Genomic DNA, 13,828 nt, shown 5'->3' with positions numbered 1-13,828 from the left:
CTGCCCAAAACGAAAACTGGGAGGAAACCAATGAACATTCGCACCTTGATGCTCGGTGTCGCCGCCGTGGCCCTGATGGGCTCCGCGGCCGGCGCGCAGGAATCCCTCGATCTGGGCCATGTCGGCGACCCCGGCTCGCTCTACGAGGCGACAGCGGAGAAATTCGCCGAATGCGTCGCCGCGTCCGGCAAGGCCACCGTCGAGGTCTACGGCTCCTCGCAGCTCGGCAATGACGAGGAGATGCTGCAGAAGCTGAAGCTCGGCCAGATCGACTTCTCCATCCCCTCGTCGGTGATGAGCTCGGTGTCGCCGACCTTCGGCGTCTTCGAGATGCCGTATCTCATCAAGAGCCGCGACCACATGAAGAAGGTCCGCGACGGAATGCGCGACACCTTCGTCGATGCCGCCGCCGGCCGCGGCTACCAGATCCTGGGATTCTGGGAAAACGGCTTCCGCAACGTGACCAACAACGTCAAGCCGATCAACGTCCCGGCCGATCTGGAAGGCATCAAGCTGCGCGTCCCCAAGGGCGAGTGGCGCGTGAAGATGTTCCAGAGCTACGGCGCCAACCCGACGCCGATGGCCTTCTCGGAAGTGTTCACCGCCCTGCAGACCGGCGTCATCGACGGCCAGGAGAACCCGCTCGCCCAGATCTATTCGGGCCGATTCCAGGAAGTGCAGAAGTACCTGTCGATGACCGGGCACGTCTATTCGCCCGCCTATCTCGCCACCTCCTCGCGCAACTGGGACGGCTGGGACGAGGAGCTGAAGACGGCGATCCAGGATTGCGCCACCCAGGCCAGCGACTTCGCCTATGAGCGTTCGCAGCAGATGGACGACGAGCTGATCAGCAAGATCGAGGAAGCCGGCGTCACCGTGAACGAGGCCGACAAGGACGCGTTCATCGCCGCATCCAAGGCGATCTACGAGGAATTCGGCACGCAGGTCGAAGGCGGCCAGAAGCTGGTCGAAGACATCCAGGCCCTCGCCTCCGGGTCCTGAGCCTTCACCGGCTTGCGATCATCCTGACAGGTGCCGGTCGATCCCTCGGCCGGCACCCTTCTCCCTGAAATCGACGATGAAAGCTGCGTCCGCGCGACGCGGGAGGCCCTATGCGCCAGTTGGCGAGAATCCTCGGCGAGTTCCTGACATGGGTGGTCATCGCGCTGATGGTCGGGCTGACGACCGTCGTGGTCGCGGCGGTGATCTACCGCAAGATGGGCGCCTCGCTCTCCTGGTATGACGAGATCGCCGGCGTCCTGCTGGCCTGGATCACCTATTACGGAGCCGCGCTGGCGGCTCTGAAGCGCAGCCATATCGGTTTCGACGACGTGCTGCTGTCGCTGCCGCCATCGGCGCGCAAGGTCGCCATGCTCTTCGCCGAAGGGCTGGTGCTGCTGTTCTTCGTGCTCCTCGCCTGGTCGGGTCTCGAGGTCCTCAACATTCTCGAGGGTGAATCCCTGGTCAGCCTGACCTGGGTGCCGGTCGCCCTCACCCAGTCGATCATCCCGATCGGCGCCATCCTCTTCATCGTCGCCGAACTGCTCAGCTTCCCCGACTACTGGCGCGACGTCATGGCCGGACGCTCCGTTGAGCATGCGCCACTGGCGCATGGTGAAACTCCTGAGAAGGGCCAGCATCCATGATGATGTTCGTCATTTTCCTCGCGCTGGTCGCGATGGTGTGCATCAACGTGCCGATCGCCGTCGCGCTGGCGCTGGCGGCCGTCCTGGCGATCTTCATCAGCGACGGCGGCGCCGCGCTGGTGACCATCGCCCTCGACATGTACAACGGCGCCCGCTCCTTCTCGCTGATCGCCATTCCGATGTTCGTCCTGGCCGGTGCCATCATGAACGCCACCGGCATCACGCGACGGCTGATCGCCTTCGTCTCGGCCGTCATCGGCTTCGTGCGCGGCGGCCTTGCCATGGTCAATGTCGGCGTCTCGCTGTTCTTCGCCGAGATCTCCGGCTCGGCCGTGGCCGACGTCGCGGCGATGGGCTCCATCATCATTCCGGAGATGAAGAAGCGCGGCTATCCGGCCCCCTTCGCGGCGGCGATCACCTCGTCGTCGGCCTCGCTGGCCATCATCATCCCGCCCTCGATCCCGATGATCCTCTATGCGGTCGCCGCCGGCACCAGCATCGAGCAGATGTTCGTCGCGGGCGTCGTCCCCGGCCTGATCGGGGCCGCCGGCCTGATGGGCGTCGCCTATTATTATGCGGTGAAATACAATCTGCCGATGGAGGAGGCCTTCAACCTGCGCCGGCTGCGCACGACCTTCGTCGAGGCGCTGCCGACCTTCTCCCTGCCGGTCATCATCCTGGGCGGCATCTTCGGCGGCTTCGTCACCGCCACCGAGGGCGCCGGCATCGCCGTCGTGGCGGCCATCCTGGTCGGCATCTGGTACCGCGAGGTCGACTGGGGCCAGCTCAAGCAGGCGATGCTGGAAGGCGGCATCCAGACCGCCGTGGTCATGCTCCTGGTCGCCGCGTCGATCCTGATGGGCAGCTATCTCACCCAGGCGCGCGTGCCCCAGCAGCTGGCCGAGGGCATCCTCGACATCACCTCGAACCAGTACCTGATCCTTTTGATCCTGAACGTCTTCTTCCTGGTCATCGGGTTCTTCCTGCACTCGGCCGCGGCGATCATTCTGGTCGTCCCGGTGATCGTCCCGCTGATCCAGCAGGCCGGCATCGACCCGGTGCATTTCGGCCTCGTGGTGACGCTGAACCTCGCCATCGGCCAGCAGACGCCACCGGTCGCTTCGGTGCTGATCACCGCCTGTTCGATCGCCAAGGCCAACATATGGGAGGTGTCGAAGGCGAACCTGCCCTTTGTCGGGGTGCTGCTGTTCGTCCTGTTCCTGTGCACCTATGTGCCGGCAGTCCCGATGTTCCTCGTCGAATATTTCTACAGGTAGACCCATGAGCACCGACGAACTCCTCTACGAGGTCCGCGACGGGATCGGCTGGATCACGCTGAACCGGCCCCAGGCACGCAACGCCCTGACCTTCGCCATGTACGACCGTCTCGCGGAGATCTGCCGCGAGACGACGCTGGGGGGCGAGGTGAAGTGCCTCGTCGTCACCGGCGCCGGCGACAAGGCTTTCGCCGCCGGCACCGACATGACCCAGTTCCGCGGCTTCGACACGGAGCAGGACGCCCTCGACTACGAGCACCGGATGGACGTCGTCCTCGGCGCGGTGGAGGCCTGCCCGGTTCCCACCATCGCGGCGATCGCGCGGGCCTGCACCGGCGGCGGCGCGGGCATCGCGGCGGCCTGCGACATCCGCATCGCCACCGCCGACCTGAAGTTCGGCTTCCCGATCGCCCGCACGCTGGGCAATTGCCTGTCCATCGCCAATCTGTCGCGGCTGTCGACACTGATGGGCGCCGGCCGGGTCAAGGAGATCATCTTCACCGCCCGCCTCGTCGGCGCGGAAGAGGCGCTGAATGCCGGGCTGATCGCCGAGATCGTGCCGGACCACGCGGCGCTGATCGCCCGCACCGAAGAACTGGCGGCACTGCTCGCCACCCATGCGCCGCTGACGCTTTCGACCACCAAGGAGGCCTTGCGCCGCCTGCGGGTCCAGGGCGCCGAGGCCGACGACCGCGACCTCGTGGTGCAGGCCTATATGAGCGAGGACTTCAAGGAAGGCATGGAAGCCTTCCTCGGCAAGCGCAAACCGGAATGGAAAGGCCAGTAATGGCACAGGCGAAAGGCCCGCTCGACGGCATGAAGGTCATCGAGCTCGCGCATATCATGGCCGGCCCGGTCTGCGGCATGATGCTGGCCGACATGGGCGCCGACGTGATCAAGGTCGAGAAGCCCGACGGCGACGACACGCGGCGCTTCCTGCCGCCGGACATCAACGGCGAATCCGCCGCCTACATGATGATGAACCGCAACAAGCGCGGCATCGTCCTCGACCTGAAGTCCGAAGACGGCAAGGCGGTGCTGCGGCGCATGCTGGAGACGGCGGATGTCGTCATCGAGAATTACCGCATGGGCACGATGGAGAAGCTCGGGCTCGGCTACGAGGATCTGAAGGCGGTCAATCCCGGCCTGATCTATTGCGAGATCTCCGGCTTCGGCCGCACCGGCCCCTATGCCAATCGCGGCGGCTTCGACCTGATCGCCCAGGGCATGAGCGGCCTGATGTCGATCACCGGCGAAGGCCCCGGCCGCCCGCCGGTGAAGTCCGGCGCCCCGGTCTCCGACATCACCGCCGGCATCCTCGGCGCGCTCGGCTGCGCTGCCGCCTATGCCCGCAAGCTGCAGACCGGCGAGGGCCAGAAGGTCGACACCTCGCTGTTCGAGGCCGGCATCACCCACACCTACTGGCAGTCGGCCATCGCCTTCGCCACCGGGGCCTCGCCCGGCCCGCTCGGCTCGGCGCATCCGCTGAACGCGCCCTATCAGGCCTTCCGGACCGCCGATGGCTGGATCAATCTCGGCGCAGCGAACCAGAAGAACTGGGAGCGCATGCTCGCCGTCATCGGCGCCGAGGAGCTGGCGTCGGACCCGCGCTTTGCCAACAATCACGGCCGCATGCAGAATCTGCCGGCGCTGGAGGAGATCCTCAACGGGCATTTCTCGCAGCGCAGCTCGGCCGAATGGCTGGCGCAGCTGGAAGCCGCCGGCGTGCCGGCCGGCCCGGTCCTCGACATCTCGGAGATGCACGAGGACCCGCAGACCCTGTCGCGCGAGATGGTGGTGGAGACCGAGCATCCGACCGCCGGCCGGGTGAAGGCGATCGGCCTGCCGATCAAGTTCTCCGACACGCCCGGCGGCGTCACCCGCCCGGCCCCGCTGCTCGGCGAACACACCGCCGAGGTGCTGCGCGAAGCCGGCTACGACGCGGCCGAGATCGACCGCATGCTCGGCTCCGGCGCGGTCCGCAGTTCAAAGGCGGGCTGACCGCAAGAAGATAAACGACAACAGCGCGCGGCGGCCTTGAGGCTCGCGGCGCGCGCCTTGACGTTGACGGTACTAAGGCTAGCTCGCAACGGATCACCCCCCACGGGACGCACACCGCCCGTAGCGGTCGGCGAACCGGCTCCCCGGTCATCCTGTTCTGGCGCCGTCATGCGACCCTTCGCCAAGCCCTTCTATCTGGTTCTCGGCTACAGCTGCGTCGTGCTGGGCGGGCTCGGCGTCGTGCTGCCGCTGCTGCCGACGACGCCCTTCCTGCTCCTGGCGGTCTGGTGCTTTGCCCGCTCGCATCCCGATCTCGCCCGCCGGCTGGAGGCGCATCCGCGCTTCGGGCCGACGCTGGTCGCCTGGCGCAAACACCGGATCATCCCGCGCCGGGCCAAGATCGCCGCGGTCACCGCGATGCTGGCGTCCTTCGTGCTGGCATGGGTGACCGTCGGCCACCCGCTCGTCCTCGTCAGCCTGGCGCTGATCATGGGCAGCGTCAGCGTCTACATCCTGACGCGGCCCTCAGGCCGGTAGACGCAAAGCGCTCGATCCGTGCCGCTCAGGCCGAGGCGACGCTGCGATCGCGTGATCCCGCCTGCCCCTTGCCCAGCGCCCGCAGGTCGAAGCCGCTGTCGCGCAGCTCGTCGGCACTGATCGGCGCCTCGCGGCCGAGCAGCTTGCGGGCGGCCATGTGCTCGCCGGGGGCGTTGATGGTCTCCACCGAGGCGAGTTGCCCCTCGCGATAGCCGACAATCACCGTGACCAGATCCTCCTGCCGGATCGTCTCGAAGCAATCGGCGCTGCTGGTCAGCCCGGCGATCTGCAGCTTCAGCGCGCCCTGGTCGCTCCAGAACCACGGCACCGCATGATAGGCCGCCGCCGTGCCGTGAACGATCCGCTTCGCCAGATGGCGCGCCTGGTCCATCGCCGCCTGCACCGATTCCAGTCGCAGATGGGTGCCCAGCGGCCCCGGCACCGAGGCGCAGTCGCCGATGGCCGAGATCGCCGGATCGTCGGTGGCGAGCGTCTCGTCGACAACGATGCCGTTCGACACCGCAAGCCCGGCCTCGGCCGCGAGTTCGCCATTCGGCGCAACGCCGGTCGCGACGAGAACCAGGTCGCCCTCGATGCCCGTTCCATCGGCAAGCGTCACGCCGACGACCCGCTCGGTCTCGTCGTCGTCGATGCGCGCCACCCTGGCGCCGAGCCGGATGGCGATGCCCGCGGCGCGGTGGTGCTCCAGGACGAAGTCCGAGATCGCCGGCGAGACGGCGCGGGCCATCAGCCTGTCGGCGGCCTCCAGCACCGTCACCTCTGCCCCGGCAAGCCGCGCCATGGCGGCAAATTCCAGCCCGATGAAGCCACCGCCGACGACGATGGCGTGGCGCGTGTCGGCCAGGCGCCGGCGGATCGTCTCGGCATGGGCGAGCGTGCGCAGTTCCACGACATCTTTGTGCGTGCCGCCGGCGATCGGCGGGCGCACATTGCGGGCCCCGGTGGCCAGAACCAGATGATCGTAGCCATGGCTGGCGCCGTCGTCGGTGGCCACCGTGCGGGCCGCGCGGTCGATCGACGCGACGCGGGTGGCGTCGAGCAAAGTGATGGCGTTGCGCTCGAAGAAGCTCTGCGGCTTGAGGACCAGGCGCTCGGGATCGCCCTCCTTCATGTAGCCCTTGGACAAAGGCGGCCGCTGATAGGGCAGACCCGGCTCGTCGCCGATCAGGGTGATCGGCCCCTCATGGCCTTCCTGCCGCAGGCTGGCCGCGAGCTGGATCGCTGCCTGGCCGCTGCCGACGATGACGATGCGTTCGCCGCTCATGTCCCGCGTCCTGTCATGGTTCGTCCAAGGGGCGCTCCGACGACCGCGCGGCCACGAGCCTGCCCCGGAGGCGGGTCTACGACGAAAGACGCCCGGCGGTCGAGCCGGGCGTCGGTCAGTGAACAGGACGCCGCAGGACGGGCGGCGCAGGTCGGGCGTCGGAGGGTCTAGACCGCCGACAGGCTGACGAGGGCGAACAGGCCGTCCGGATCGGTCCAGACCTTGTCCAGCGACCAGCCGGATTCGTCGGCCATCCCGGCCAGGGCCTCGACATCGTATTTGCGCGAGCTTTCGGTGTGGATCGTCTCGCCCGCCTCGAAGGCGAAGGAACGGCCGGCCACCGTCAGCGTGCAGGCGTCGCGGGCGACGAGGTGCATCTCGACGGCCGAGGCCTCGCCGTTCCAGCGCGCCTCGTGGGCGAAATTGTCGAGCGGCAGGTCGGCGCCCAGCTCCCGCTGCATACGCTCAAGTATGTTGATGTCGAAGGCCGCCGTCACGCCGGCCGCGTCGTCATAGGCGGCCAGCAGCGTGTCGATGTCCTTCTTCAGATCGACGCCGATGACGGCAACGCCGCCTGCTCCGACATGTCGGCGCATCCGGGCGAGAAAGGCCAGCGCCTCCCTGCGGCCGAGATTGCCGAGGGTCGAGCCGGGGAAGAACCCGCCCCGGCGCCCGTCCCGGGGCAGGTCCCCTGGCAGGTCGAATTCGGCGGTGAAGTCGGCGACCACCGGCTCCACGGCAAGGCCCGGAAACCGCTTCCTGATCCGCTCGGCCGACGCTTCCAGGAAATCGCCGGAGATGTCGATGGGCACATAGAGGCGCGGAGCTTCCAGCGCCCCCAGCACGATCTCGGTCTTGATGCCGGCGCCGGCGCCATACTCGATCAGCACCGCCCGGGGACCGAAGACCGCGGCGATCTCCCCGGCCTTCTCCTTCAGGATGCCGGTCTCGGTCCGCGTCGGATAATATTCCGGCAGCGCTGTGATCTCCTCGAAGAGCTCCGAGCCACGGTCGTCGTAGAGCCAGCGGCTCGGCAGGGTCTTGGGCGTGCGCGACAGGCCGTCGAGAACGTCGGCGCGAAAGGCCTCGCGCTGCTGGGCCAGCGTGTCGATGCGGTCCAGCATGCTCACGCGTCCTCGGCGAGGCGCAGGCCGGAGAACTGCCAACGCGCGTCCGGCGGGAAGAAATTGCGGTAGGTCGTGCGGATATGGTTCTCCGGCGTGGCGCAGGAGCCGCCGCGCAGCACGAACTGGCCGCACATGAACTTGCCGTTATACTCGCCGACCGCCCCCTCGACCGGCTTGAAACGCGGATAGGGCGAGAACGGGCTGCGCGTCCATTCCCACACGTCGCCATACATCTGGCGCAGGCCCTCGCCCGGCGCCGCGGGCTTCGGCCGCAGCCGGCCGGACCCGGCGAAATTGCCCTCGACCGGCAGACTCGCCGCGGCATTCTCCCATTCGAACTCGGTCGGCAGGCGCCTGCCGGCCCAGGTCGCGAAGGCGTCGGCCTCGAAATAGCTGAGATGCGTCACCGGCGCGTTCAGATCGAGCGGCTGCGCGCCGCGCAGGGTCATGGTCCACATCTCGCCGTCACGCTCGTGCCAGTAGAAAGGCCTGGTCCAGCCCTCGCCGAGGATCGTCCCCCAGCCGGCCGACAGCCACAGCAGCGGATCGCGGTAGCCGCCATCCTCGACGAAAGCCAGATATTCGCCATTGGTCACCAGCCGGTCGGCCAGGCGGTAGGGTTCGAGCAGCGCGCGGTGGCGCGGCCCCTCGCAGTCGAAGGCGAAGCCGTCGCCGTCATGGCCGATCTCGACGATGCCGCCGTCGAAACCGATGAAGCGCGCCTCGCCCGGATCGGCCGCGACGCCCAGTGGCTGCGGGTCGCGATAGGCCGGCTTCAGCGGGCTCTGGTCGAAGAGATGCAGAATGTCGGTCAGCAGCAATTCCTGATGCTGCTGCTCGTGATGGCAGCCGAGCTCGATCAGCTCGGCGACATCCGGTGCCGGGCCGCGCTCCATCAGCGTCTCGATCGCCGCGTCCACATGGGCGCGATAGGCGAAGATCTCGTCCAGCGCCGGCCGCGTGATCATGCCCCGCCGCGGTCGCGGCTGCCGCTCGCCGATGGTCTCGTAATAGGAGTTGAAGAGGTAGTTGTAGCTGTCGTCGAAGACCTCGTAGCCGGCGAGATTCGGCTTCAGCACCATGGTCTCGAAGAACCAGGTCGTGTGGGCCAGATGCCATTTGGCAGGGCTCGCGTCGGGCATCGACTGGACGGTCGCGTCGGCGTCCGACAGCGGTGCGCCGAGGGCACGGCTGTCCTCGCGCACTGCACGGTAGCGGGCCGCGAGCGCGGAGACGTCGGTCAGCGATTTGCGGGAAACATGGGCCATGTCGAACCTCTTCGAACTGGTTCCGGCCGCCGGTTCGCCCTGAAGGCGGGCCGCCGGACAACCGCGTTCGAGAAGACCTAGCTTTCGTCCATGACCCGACAACGACGATCACGTCTTATCTATCGAGCCGGCCAACGACCCTGCGGCCCCGCCATTGCGGCGCTTCCGGTGGCTCGAGGGCCGGCGGCGGGCACTATGCCGCAGCGGTCAGTTCCGGCCGGGCAATGCCAGGAACTCGGCGAGGACGCGGTTGAAGACGGCCGGATTGTCGAGATTGGCGACATGGCCGGCCTCCAGCACCACGCTCCTGGCATTGGGCGCCTCGGCGACGATATCGGCGGCTTGTTCGCGAATCGTCGTCGCGTCATGCAGCGTGTCGATGACCAGGCACGGGCAGCGGATGCGGCCGAGATCCAGCGGCCGGCTTTCGACGATGGCGCGATAGGTGGCGACGATGGCGTCCGGCGACATCGCCCGAAAGCCGGCGATGAAATGCCGCCGCGCGTCCCGTCCGACCCAGAACGGCCCGACGAGGCGTGCGGCCAGCGCCAGGCCGATCCGTGCCGTGCGGGCCTGGCCGAGGAGGTGGAACGTCGGGTGCAGCAGGCGCTGCAGGTCGAGCCAGTCGACGAGCCGGCGCACCCAGCCAATGCCCGACAGGGAGCGGGGCGTATTGGCGAGAACCAGCGCGGTCACCCGGTCCGGCGCGCGGGCCGCGATCTCCAGCGCCACCATGCCGCCCAGCGAAACGCCGCAGACGGCAAAGCGGTCGATGCCGAGACGGTCGATGAGCGCCAGACTATCGATCGCCATGCGGTCGATGGTCAGACGCTCCTGGCCGAGCGGGGTTGCGCCATGGCCGCGCAGATCCGGCACGATGACGCGATGCCGGTCGGCGAGCGCCTGCACCTGCCCGGCCCAGACCGCCCGCGTCTGCACCGCGCCATGCAGGAGCAGCACCGGCACGCCATCGGCCGCCCCCTGCGCCGGGTGATCGTCATGGACGATGGCGATGTCGCCGATGTCGGCTCTGCCATGCGGCGCGGACAGGCCATCCGCCGCACTGGCTGCGGCGGGTGCTTTGGTGTCGTCGAGGGAGATCGCCGTCATGCCGAAGGCCCGCCGACGGACGGCCGGAGCGGCGATCTGCCCGCCCGCCCCGGCGCCGTCGTCAGGATCGTGCCTATTCGGCGAACTCCACGGTCACGCCCGGCTTCACCATCTTGGCGAGTTCGGTCGCGTCCCAATTGGTCAGGCGGACGCAGCCATGGCTGTTGGTCTTGCCGATCTTGGACGGCTCCGGCGTGCCGTGAATGCCGTAGGTCGGCTTCGACAGCGCGATCCAGATCGTGCCGACCGGACCGTTCGGGCCCGGCGGAATCGTCAGCACCTTGTCGTTGGAGCCCTGCTTGAAATTGACCTTCGGATTGTAGGTGTAGTTCGGATCGAAGGCGATGCGGTTGACCTGCACGACGCCCGACGGGGACGGCGTGTCGGACGAGCCGATGGTCGAGGGATAGGCGGCGATCAGGCTGCCGTCGGCCGCATAGGCGCGCACCTGCTCGCGGCCCTTGTCGGCGATGATCTTGGTGACCTCGCCCTTCACGTTCTCGCCGGTCGCCGCGACCTTGATGCGGGTGCCCTGCCGATCGAAATCGGCGCCCGGATTGATCTTGCGCAGGAACTCCTCGTCCATGTGGAACCGCTCGGCCAGCCGTTCGGAGACGCGCTCGAAGCTCATCTCGGGTAGCTGCGCCTTCTCGCCGTAGTCGGACGGGATCGCCGCCACATACGGACCGGCGACGTCCTCGGCGGTGATCTCGTAGGTGGTGATCGCCGGCCCGCCGGTGGCGTCCAGTTCCTCGGCCAGCGCCTTGGCGTCGCCGGTGGGCAGGCTGCGGCCGAACTTCTCCTCATAGGCGGCGACCGCCTTGTTGACGTTCGAGCCCATGCGGCCGTCGATGACGCCCGGCGACATGCCGGCGCGGTCGAGCAGGATCTGCAGCGCCGCGATCTCCGCCTCGGCGTTCTTGCCCTTCGGCGCCTCGACCGGCGGGGCCGGATCGGTTTCCGTGATGGTGCGGCCTTCGGCCGGCGCCGTGCCGATAGCGCCCGGATCGGTCAGCAGATCGTCGACGCTGGTCTGGGTGTCGGCGGCGCCATCGGCCGGATAGTCCGGGCCCTGGACGGGCGGAAGCTCGGCCTCGCGGCGCGGCTCGCTCCCGGCGTCCGGCAGCGGCGCGGCCTCGATCGGCCCGTCATAGCGGGGCTCGTCGCGATAGACCGGATCGGGGCCGTAATCGCGCTCGCGGTCGTAGCCGTCATCGGCATAGGGATCGGCCGAGCGCGGGCCGAAATCGACGCGGCCCTCCAGCGTCACGCCCGGCGGCGGCGGCGCGTCAATGATGGCGCCGCCCCTTTCGCCGAAGCGCGCCCGGCGCTCGCGAAAGCGCTCGCGGCGCGGCTCCTCGATGGCGATGATGCGGCCGGTGGAATCGATCACCACCCGGCGACCGCTCTCGTCCACATAGACCTCGGCGACGTCGCCATACTGGTCGTATCCCTGGGCCAGACGGATCTCGCCCGACTGGGCCTGCGCCCCGGTCGCCGCGGTCGTCAGCGCAAGCGTCGACAGACAGAGTGCCACGATAGGCTTCATCTTGCTTTCTCCAGCACAGCCTGGTCCCGCCGGCGCACCATGCACCGCCGGGACGCCCCGTCGCATCCACCGCCGGACGACCATCCGGACGCGGATCCTGCTCTCCAGGCCTTTATCCCGCACTATCCGACATGGCGGATGAACCGGACATGAAAATGGCGAAACCTCACGCAAGTGTCAGTCATTCTGAAGAAAACGCGTCCGTCGCCTCAGGATCGACCGCCGCGGAGCGTCGTTTTGCCGGTCCCCACTTGGGCGCGCGGCCGCAAGCGTTTATGTGCGGGCATCACATGCGCGCCAGCGCCAACATCAGGATACGACCATGAGCGACACCCTTCCCGACCGGCTGTCTTCCGACCCGTCCAGCGAGTTCCACGACGCCGACCTGCTGACGCGGGGCGTGGGCGTGCGGTTCAAGGGCGAGGAACGCACCAATGTCGAGGAATACTGCATCAGCGAAGGCTGGATCCGCGTCCAGGCCGGCAAGGCGAAGGACCGCCGTGGCCAGCCGCTGACCATCAAGCTGAAGGGCCCGGTCGAGGTCTATCTCAAGGAAGACTGACCGCATCCGGCCGGTTCCGGACAAGCCGGGCCACAGGGCGCGCGGCGCCGGCCGGTCAGTTGTTGATGGCGATGATCGCCCAATGGGTCCGGCTGCAGGCATTGTCGTCGCAGACGGACGCCATCCAGATCTCGCCGTTTCCGAACATCACCCCTTCCGCATTGACGAAGAGGTCCGCGAAATCCTGGTCCGCGACGATCGCTTGCGTCTCCGCCATGACGAGACGGTCGTAATTGTCGACGAGGTCTTGGGCTTCGATCAGTTCGTATTCCTCGCCATTGGCGCGGACCGTCAGCGGATACTCGGCAAGCTGCGCCACGGTGATCGGATCGCCGTAGCGCATCGCCTCGGTCAGAAGGTCGAAGGCCTCGGCAAATCCCGCGGCATCGCCCTGCAGCGCCTCGATCCGGGCGGAGACCTCTTCGTGGCTCTGGGCGAACGCCGGCGCGGTCATCAACAGCGCGGCAAGGCACAGGGACCAGAACCGTTTCGTCATCCCGCAACTCCCTTTGCGATGAGTCCGGCGGGACCGCACGGGTGATGCGCGGCCCCGCCGAAGCGTTTCGTGGCCTTCGCTATTGCGGCCGCCATTCCTCGGTCCCGAGCGTCTTGGCGCCGATATAGCTCCACACGCCCATCCATTTCCCGCCTTCGCGGTACATCAGCGCGACGCCGCTCTCGCCATCCTGGAGATAGCCGATGGCCATGACGTCATCGTCGCCGATCCCCGTGCCCTGCAGCTTGGTGCCGTCCTGCAGCGTATAGGTCAGGGTAAAGGTGTCCCCGACCTTGGCCACGAGAACGCTGGCATCGTAGGTCGAACCGTCCGGATTGGTGCCGGCGATGGTGTAGTGGCCGGACGGGTCGGCGAGGGCCGGTGCCGCGCCGGCCAGAAGCACGGCGGCCAGTGTCAGACTGCGTATGGACGTCCACATCGTGGTTTCTCCCAAAACCCGACCGATCAGTCGGTGAAATCGAATTCCGAAATCTCGCAGACGTCGACGCCGGCCTTTGTGGCGTCGGTGCCGTCGCTGAAGGTGGCTTTGAAGTCGAACATGCAGGCGCCGGTCCCGTCATCGACGGTCACCAGCACCGCCTCGCCCGGCTCCAGAACGTCGACGCCGAGGATGTCTTCCTCCCAGGCATTCGTCCCGGTGTTGGACGCGTAGAACTCGATCATCGCGACGCTGGTGGCGTTGGTAACGGTGACGTCACGGTTCTCGGCATGGGCGGATACGGCGGCAAGACACACCGCGCCGACGGCCGCAGCGAGGACGGGACGGAAACAGAACTGCATTTTCGGGTATCCTGAACGGACGAGGCGCCTCGCCCGGCGGGCGTGCGCGGGCGATCACGCGCCCGCCATCACCATACGCCCGGCCATGACGCTGAGAAAGATGGCCCCGATCGCCATTCTTGTCTGGCCGTCCCAATCTTCGGGCGTTTCGTCCCCCTCGCCGCAGGGC

15 protein-coding genes are annotated in these 13,828 nt (G+C 67.7%); 7 read left to right on the top strand and 8 right to left on the bottom strand.

Translation table 11 applies throughout. The annotated features are described in order from the left end of the window. The first annotated feature begins 30 nt into the window (after window positions 1-30). The 6 genes from H536_RS0107760 to H536_RS0107735 all read left to right on the top strand — a co-directional run bounded on the left by H536_RS0107760 (window position 31) and on the right by H536_RS0107735 (window position 5,461). Complete coding sequence (locus tag H536_RS0107760; RefSeq protein ID WP_024349924.1) at window positions 31-1,002, top strand: TRAP transporter substrate-binding protein; 972 nt, start codon at window positions 31-33, stop codon at window positions 1,000-1,002. A gap of 110 nt (window positions 1,003-1,112) precedes the next feature. Further along, on the top strand, window positions 1,113-1,646 hold the full coding sequence (locus tag H536_RS0107755; RefSeq protein ID WP_024349923.1) for a TRAP transporter small permease: 534 nt from the start codon (window positions 1,113-1,115) through the stop codon (window positions 1,644-1,646). Beyond that, complete coding sequence (locus H536_RS0107750; RefSeq protein ID WP_024349922.1) at window positions 1,643-2,923, top strand: TRAP transporter large permease; 1,281 nt, start codon at window positions 1,643-1,645, stop codon at window positions 2,921-2,923. The genes H536_RS0107755 and H536_RS0107750 overlap by 4 nt, the downstream gene beginning before the upstream one ends. A gap of 4 nt (window positions 2,924-2,927) precedes the next feature. Then, window positions 2,928-3,710, top strand: a complete 783-nt coding sequence (locus tag H536_RS0107745) for an enoyl-CoA hydratase/isomerase family protein (protein ID WP_024349921.1) — start codon at window positions 2,928-2,930, stop codon at window positions 3,708-3,710. Next, window positions 3,710-4,924 carry a CaiB/BaiF CoA transferase family protein gene (locus H536_RS0107740; RefSeq protein WP_024349920.1) on the top strand — a complete coding sequence of 405 codons (1,215 nt, stop codon included), beginning with the start codon at window positions 3,710-3,712 and terminating at the stop codon, window positions 4,922-4,924. The genes H536_RS0107745 and H536_RS0107740 overlap by 1 nt, the downstream gene beginning before the upstream one ends. A gap of 168 nt (window positions 4,925-5,092) precedes the next feature. Beyond that, window positions 5,093-5,461, top strand: coding sequence for a YbaN family protein (locus tag H536_RS0107735; RefSeq protein ID WP_024349919.1), 369 nt, complete (start codon window positions 5,093-5,095; stop codon window positions 5,459-5,461). A 25-nt stretch (window positions 5,462-5,486) separates the two neighbouring features. Here H536_RS0107735 and H536_RS0107730 read toward each other — a convergent pair whose 3' ends face one another. From H536_RS0107730 to H536_RS0107710, 5 genes are all read right to left on the bottom strand, one after another. Next, entirely contained in the window at window positions 5,487-6,746 is a 1,260-nt protein-coding gene (locus tag H536_RS0107730) for an NAD(P)/FAD-dependent oxidoreductase (protein ID WP_024349918.1), read from the bottom strand. Between the two features lie 167 nt (window positions 6,747-6,913). Next, window positions 6,914-7,870 carry an L-histidine N(alpha)-methyltransferase gene (gene egtD / locus H536_RS0107725; RefSeq protein ID WP_024349917.1) on the bottom strand — a complete coding sequence of 319 codons (957 nt, stop codon included), beginning with the start codon at window positions 7,868-7,870 and terminating at the stop codon, window positions 6,914-6,916. Window positions 7,871-7,872: 2 nt separating this feature from the next. Next, complete coding sequence (egtB, locus tag H536_RS0107720; protein WP_024349916.1) at window positions 7,873-9,141, bottom strand: ergothioneine biosynthesis protein EgtB; 1,269 nt, start codon at window positions 9,139-9,141, stop codon at window positions 7,873-7,875. Between the two features lie 207 nt (window positions 9,142-9,348). Then, window positions 9,349-10,251, bottom strand: coding sequence for an alpha/beta fold hydrolase (locus H536_RS0107715; RefSeq protein WP_024349915.1), 903 nt, complete (start codon window positions 10,249-10,251; stop codon window positions 9,349-9,351). A 73-nt stretch (window positions 10,252-10,324) separates the two neighbouring features. After that, window positions 10,325-11,788 carry a L,D-transpeptidase family protein gene (locus H536_RS0107710; RefSeq protein WP_244877506.1) on the bottom strand — a complete coding sequence of 488 codons (1,464 nt, stop codon included), beginning with the start codon at window positions 11,786-11,788 and terminating at the stop codon, window positions 10,325-10,327. A 334-nt stretch (window positions 11,789-12,122) separates the two neighbouring features. On the opposite strand from H536_RS0107710, the gene H536_RS0107705 reads away from it, so the two are divergent. Continuing rightward, the gene (locus tag H536_RS0107705) at window positions 12,123-12,362 is read left to right on the top strand and encodes a DUF3297 family protein (protein ID WP_024349913.1); all 240 of its coding nucleotides are present in this window, start codon (window positions 12,123-12,125) and stop codon (window positions 12,360-12,362) included. A 55-nt stretch (window positions 12,363-12,417) separates the two neighbouring features. On the opposite strand, the gene H536_RS0107700 is transcribed toward H536_RS0107705, so the two are convergent. The 3 genes from H536_RS0107700 to H536_RS0107690 all read right to left on the bottom strand — a co-directional run bounded on the left by H536_RS0107700 (window position 12,418) and on the right by H536_RS0107690 (window position 13,659). Beyond that, on the bottom strand, window positions 12,418-12,858 hold the full coding sequence (locus H536_RS0107700; RefSeq protein ID WP_024349912.1) for a hypothetical protein: 441 nt from the start codon (window positions 12,856-12,858) through the stop codon (window positions 12,418-12,420). Between the two features lie 79 nt (window positions 12,859-12,937). Beyond that, on the bottom strand, window positions 12,938-13,297 hold the full coding sequence (locus tag H536_RS0107695) for a hypothetical protein (protein WP_024349911.1): 360 nt from the start codon (window positions 13,295-13,297) through the stop codon (window positions 12,938-12,940). Between the two features lie 26 nt (window positions 13,298-13,323). Next, window positions 13,324-13,659 (bottom strand): hypothetical protein, encoded by a 336-nt coding sequence (locus H536_RS0107690; RefSeq protein WP_024349910.1) that lies wholly within the window; start codon window positions 13,657-13,659, stop codon window positions 13,324-13,326. Window positions 13,660-13,828 lie beyond the last annotated feature (169 nt).

Origin of the sequence: Aurantimonas coralicida DSM 14790, from assembly GCF_000421645.1 — a bacterium.
Classification (GTDB): Bacteria; Pseudomonadota; Alphaproteobacteria; order Rhizobiales; family Rhizobiaceae; genus Aurantimonas; species Aurantimonas coralicida.
This window is presented reverse-complemented; position numbering and strand designations above follow the sequence as displayed.

Coding starts and splice junctions, on each gene's coding strand:
- H536_RS0107760 (WP_024349924.1), top strand. CDS start 31: ATGAACATTCGCACCTTGATGCTCGGTGTCGCCGCCGTGGCCCTGATG.
- H536_RS0107755 (WP_024349923.1), top strand. CDS start 1,113: ATGCGCCAGTTGGCGAGAATCCTCGGCGAGTTCCTGACATGGGTGGTC.
- H536_RS0107750 (WP_024349922.1), top strand. CDS start 1,643: ATGATGATGTTCGTCATTTTCCTCGCGCTGGTCGCGATGGTGTGCATC.
- H536_RS0107745 (WP_024349921.1), top strand. CDS start 2,928: ATGAGCACCGACGAACTCCTCTACGAGGTCCGCGACGGGATCGGCTGG.
- H536_RS0107740 (WP_024349920.1), top strand. CDS start 3,710: ATGGCACAGGCGAAAGGCCCGCTCGACGGCATGAAGGTCATCGAGCTC.
- H536_RS0107735 (WP_024349919.1), top strand. CDS start 5,093: ATGCGACCCTTCGCCAAGCCCTTCTATCTGGTTCTCGGCTACAGCTGC.
- H536_RS0107730 (WP_024349918.1), bottom strand. CDS start 6,746: ATGAGCGGCGAACGCATCGTCATCGTCGGCAGCGGCCAGGCAGCGATC.
- egtD (WP_024349917.1), bottom strand. CDS start 7,870: ATGCTGGACCGCATCGACACGCTGGCCCAGCAGCGCGAGGCCTTTCGC.
- egtB (WP_024349916.1), bottom strand. CDS start 9,141: ATGGCCCATGTTTCCCGCAAATCGCTGACCGACGTCTCCGCGCTCGCG.
- H536_RS0107715 (WP_024349915.1), bottom strand. CDS start 10,251: ATGACGGCGATCTCCCTCGACGACACCAAAGCACCCGCCGCAGCCAGT.
- H536_RS0107705 (WP_024349913.1), top strand. CDS start 12,123: ATGAGCGACACCCTTCCCGACCGGCTGTCTTCCGACCCGTCCAGCGAG.
- H536_RS0107700 (WP_024349912.1), bottom strand. CDS start 12,858: ATGACGAAACGGTTCTGGTCCCTGTGCCTTGCCGCGCTGTTGATGACC.
- H536_RS0107695 (WP_024349911.1), bottom strand. CDS start 13,297: ATGTGGACGTCCATACGCAGTCTGACACTGGCCGCCGTGCTTCTGGCC.
- H536_RS0107690 (WP_024349910.1), bottom strand. CDS start 13,659: ATGCAGTTCTGTTTCCGTCCCGTCCTCGCTGCGGCCGTCGGCGCGGTG.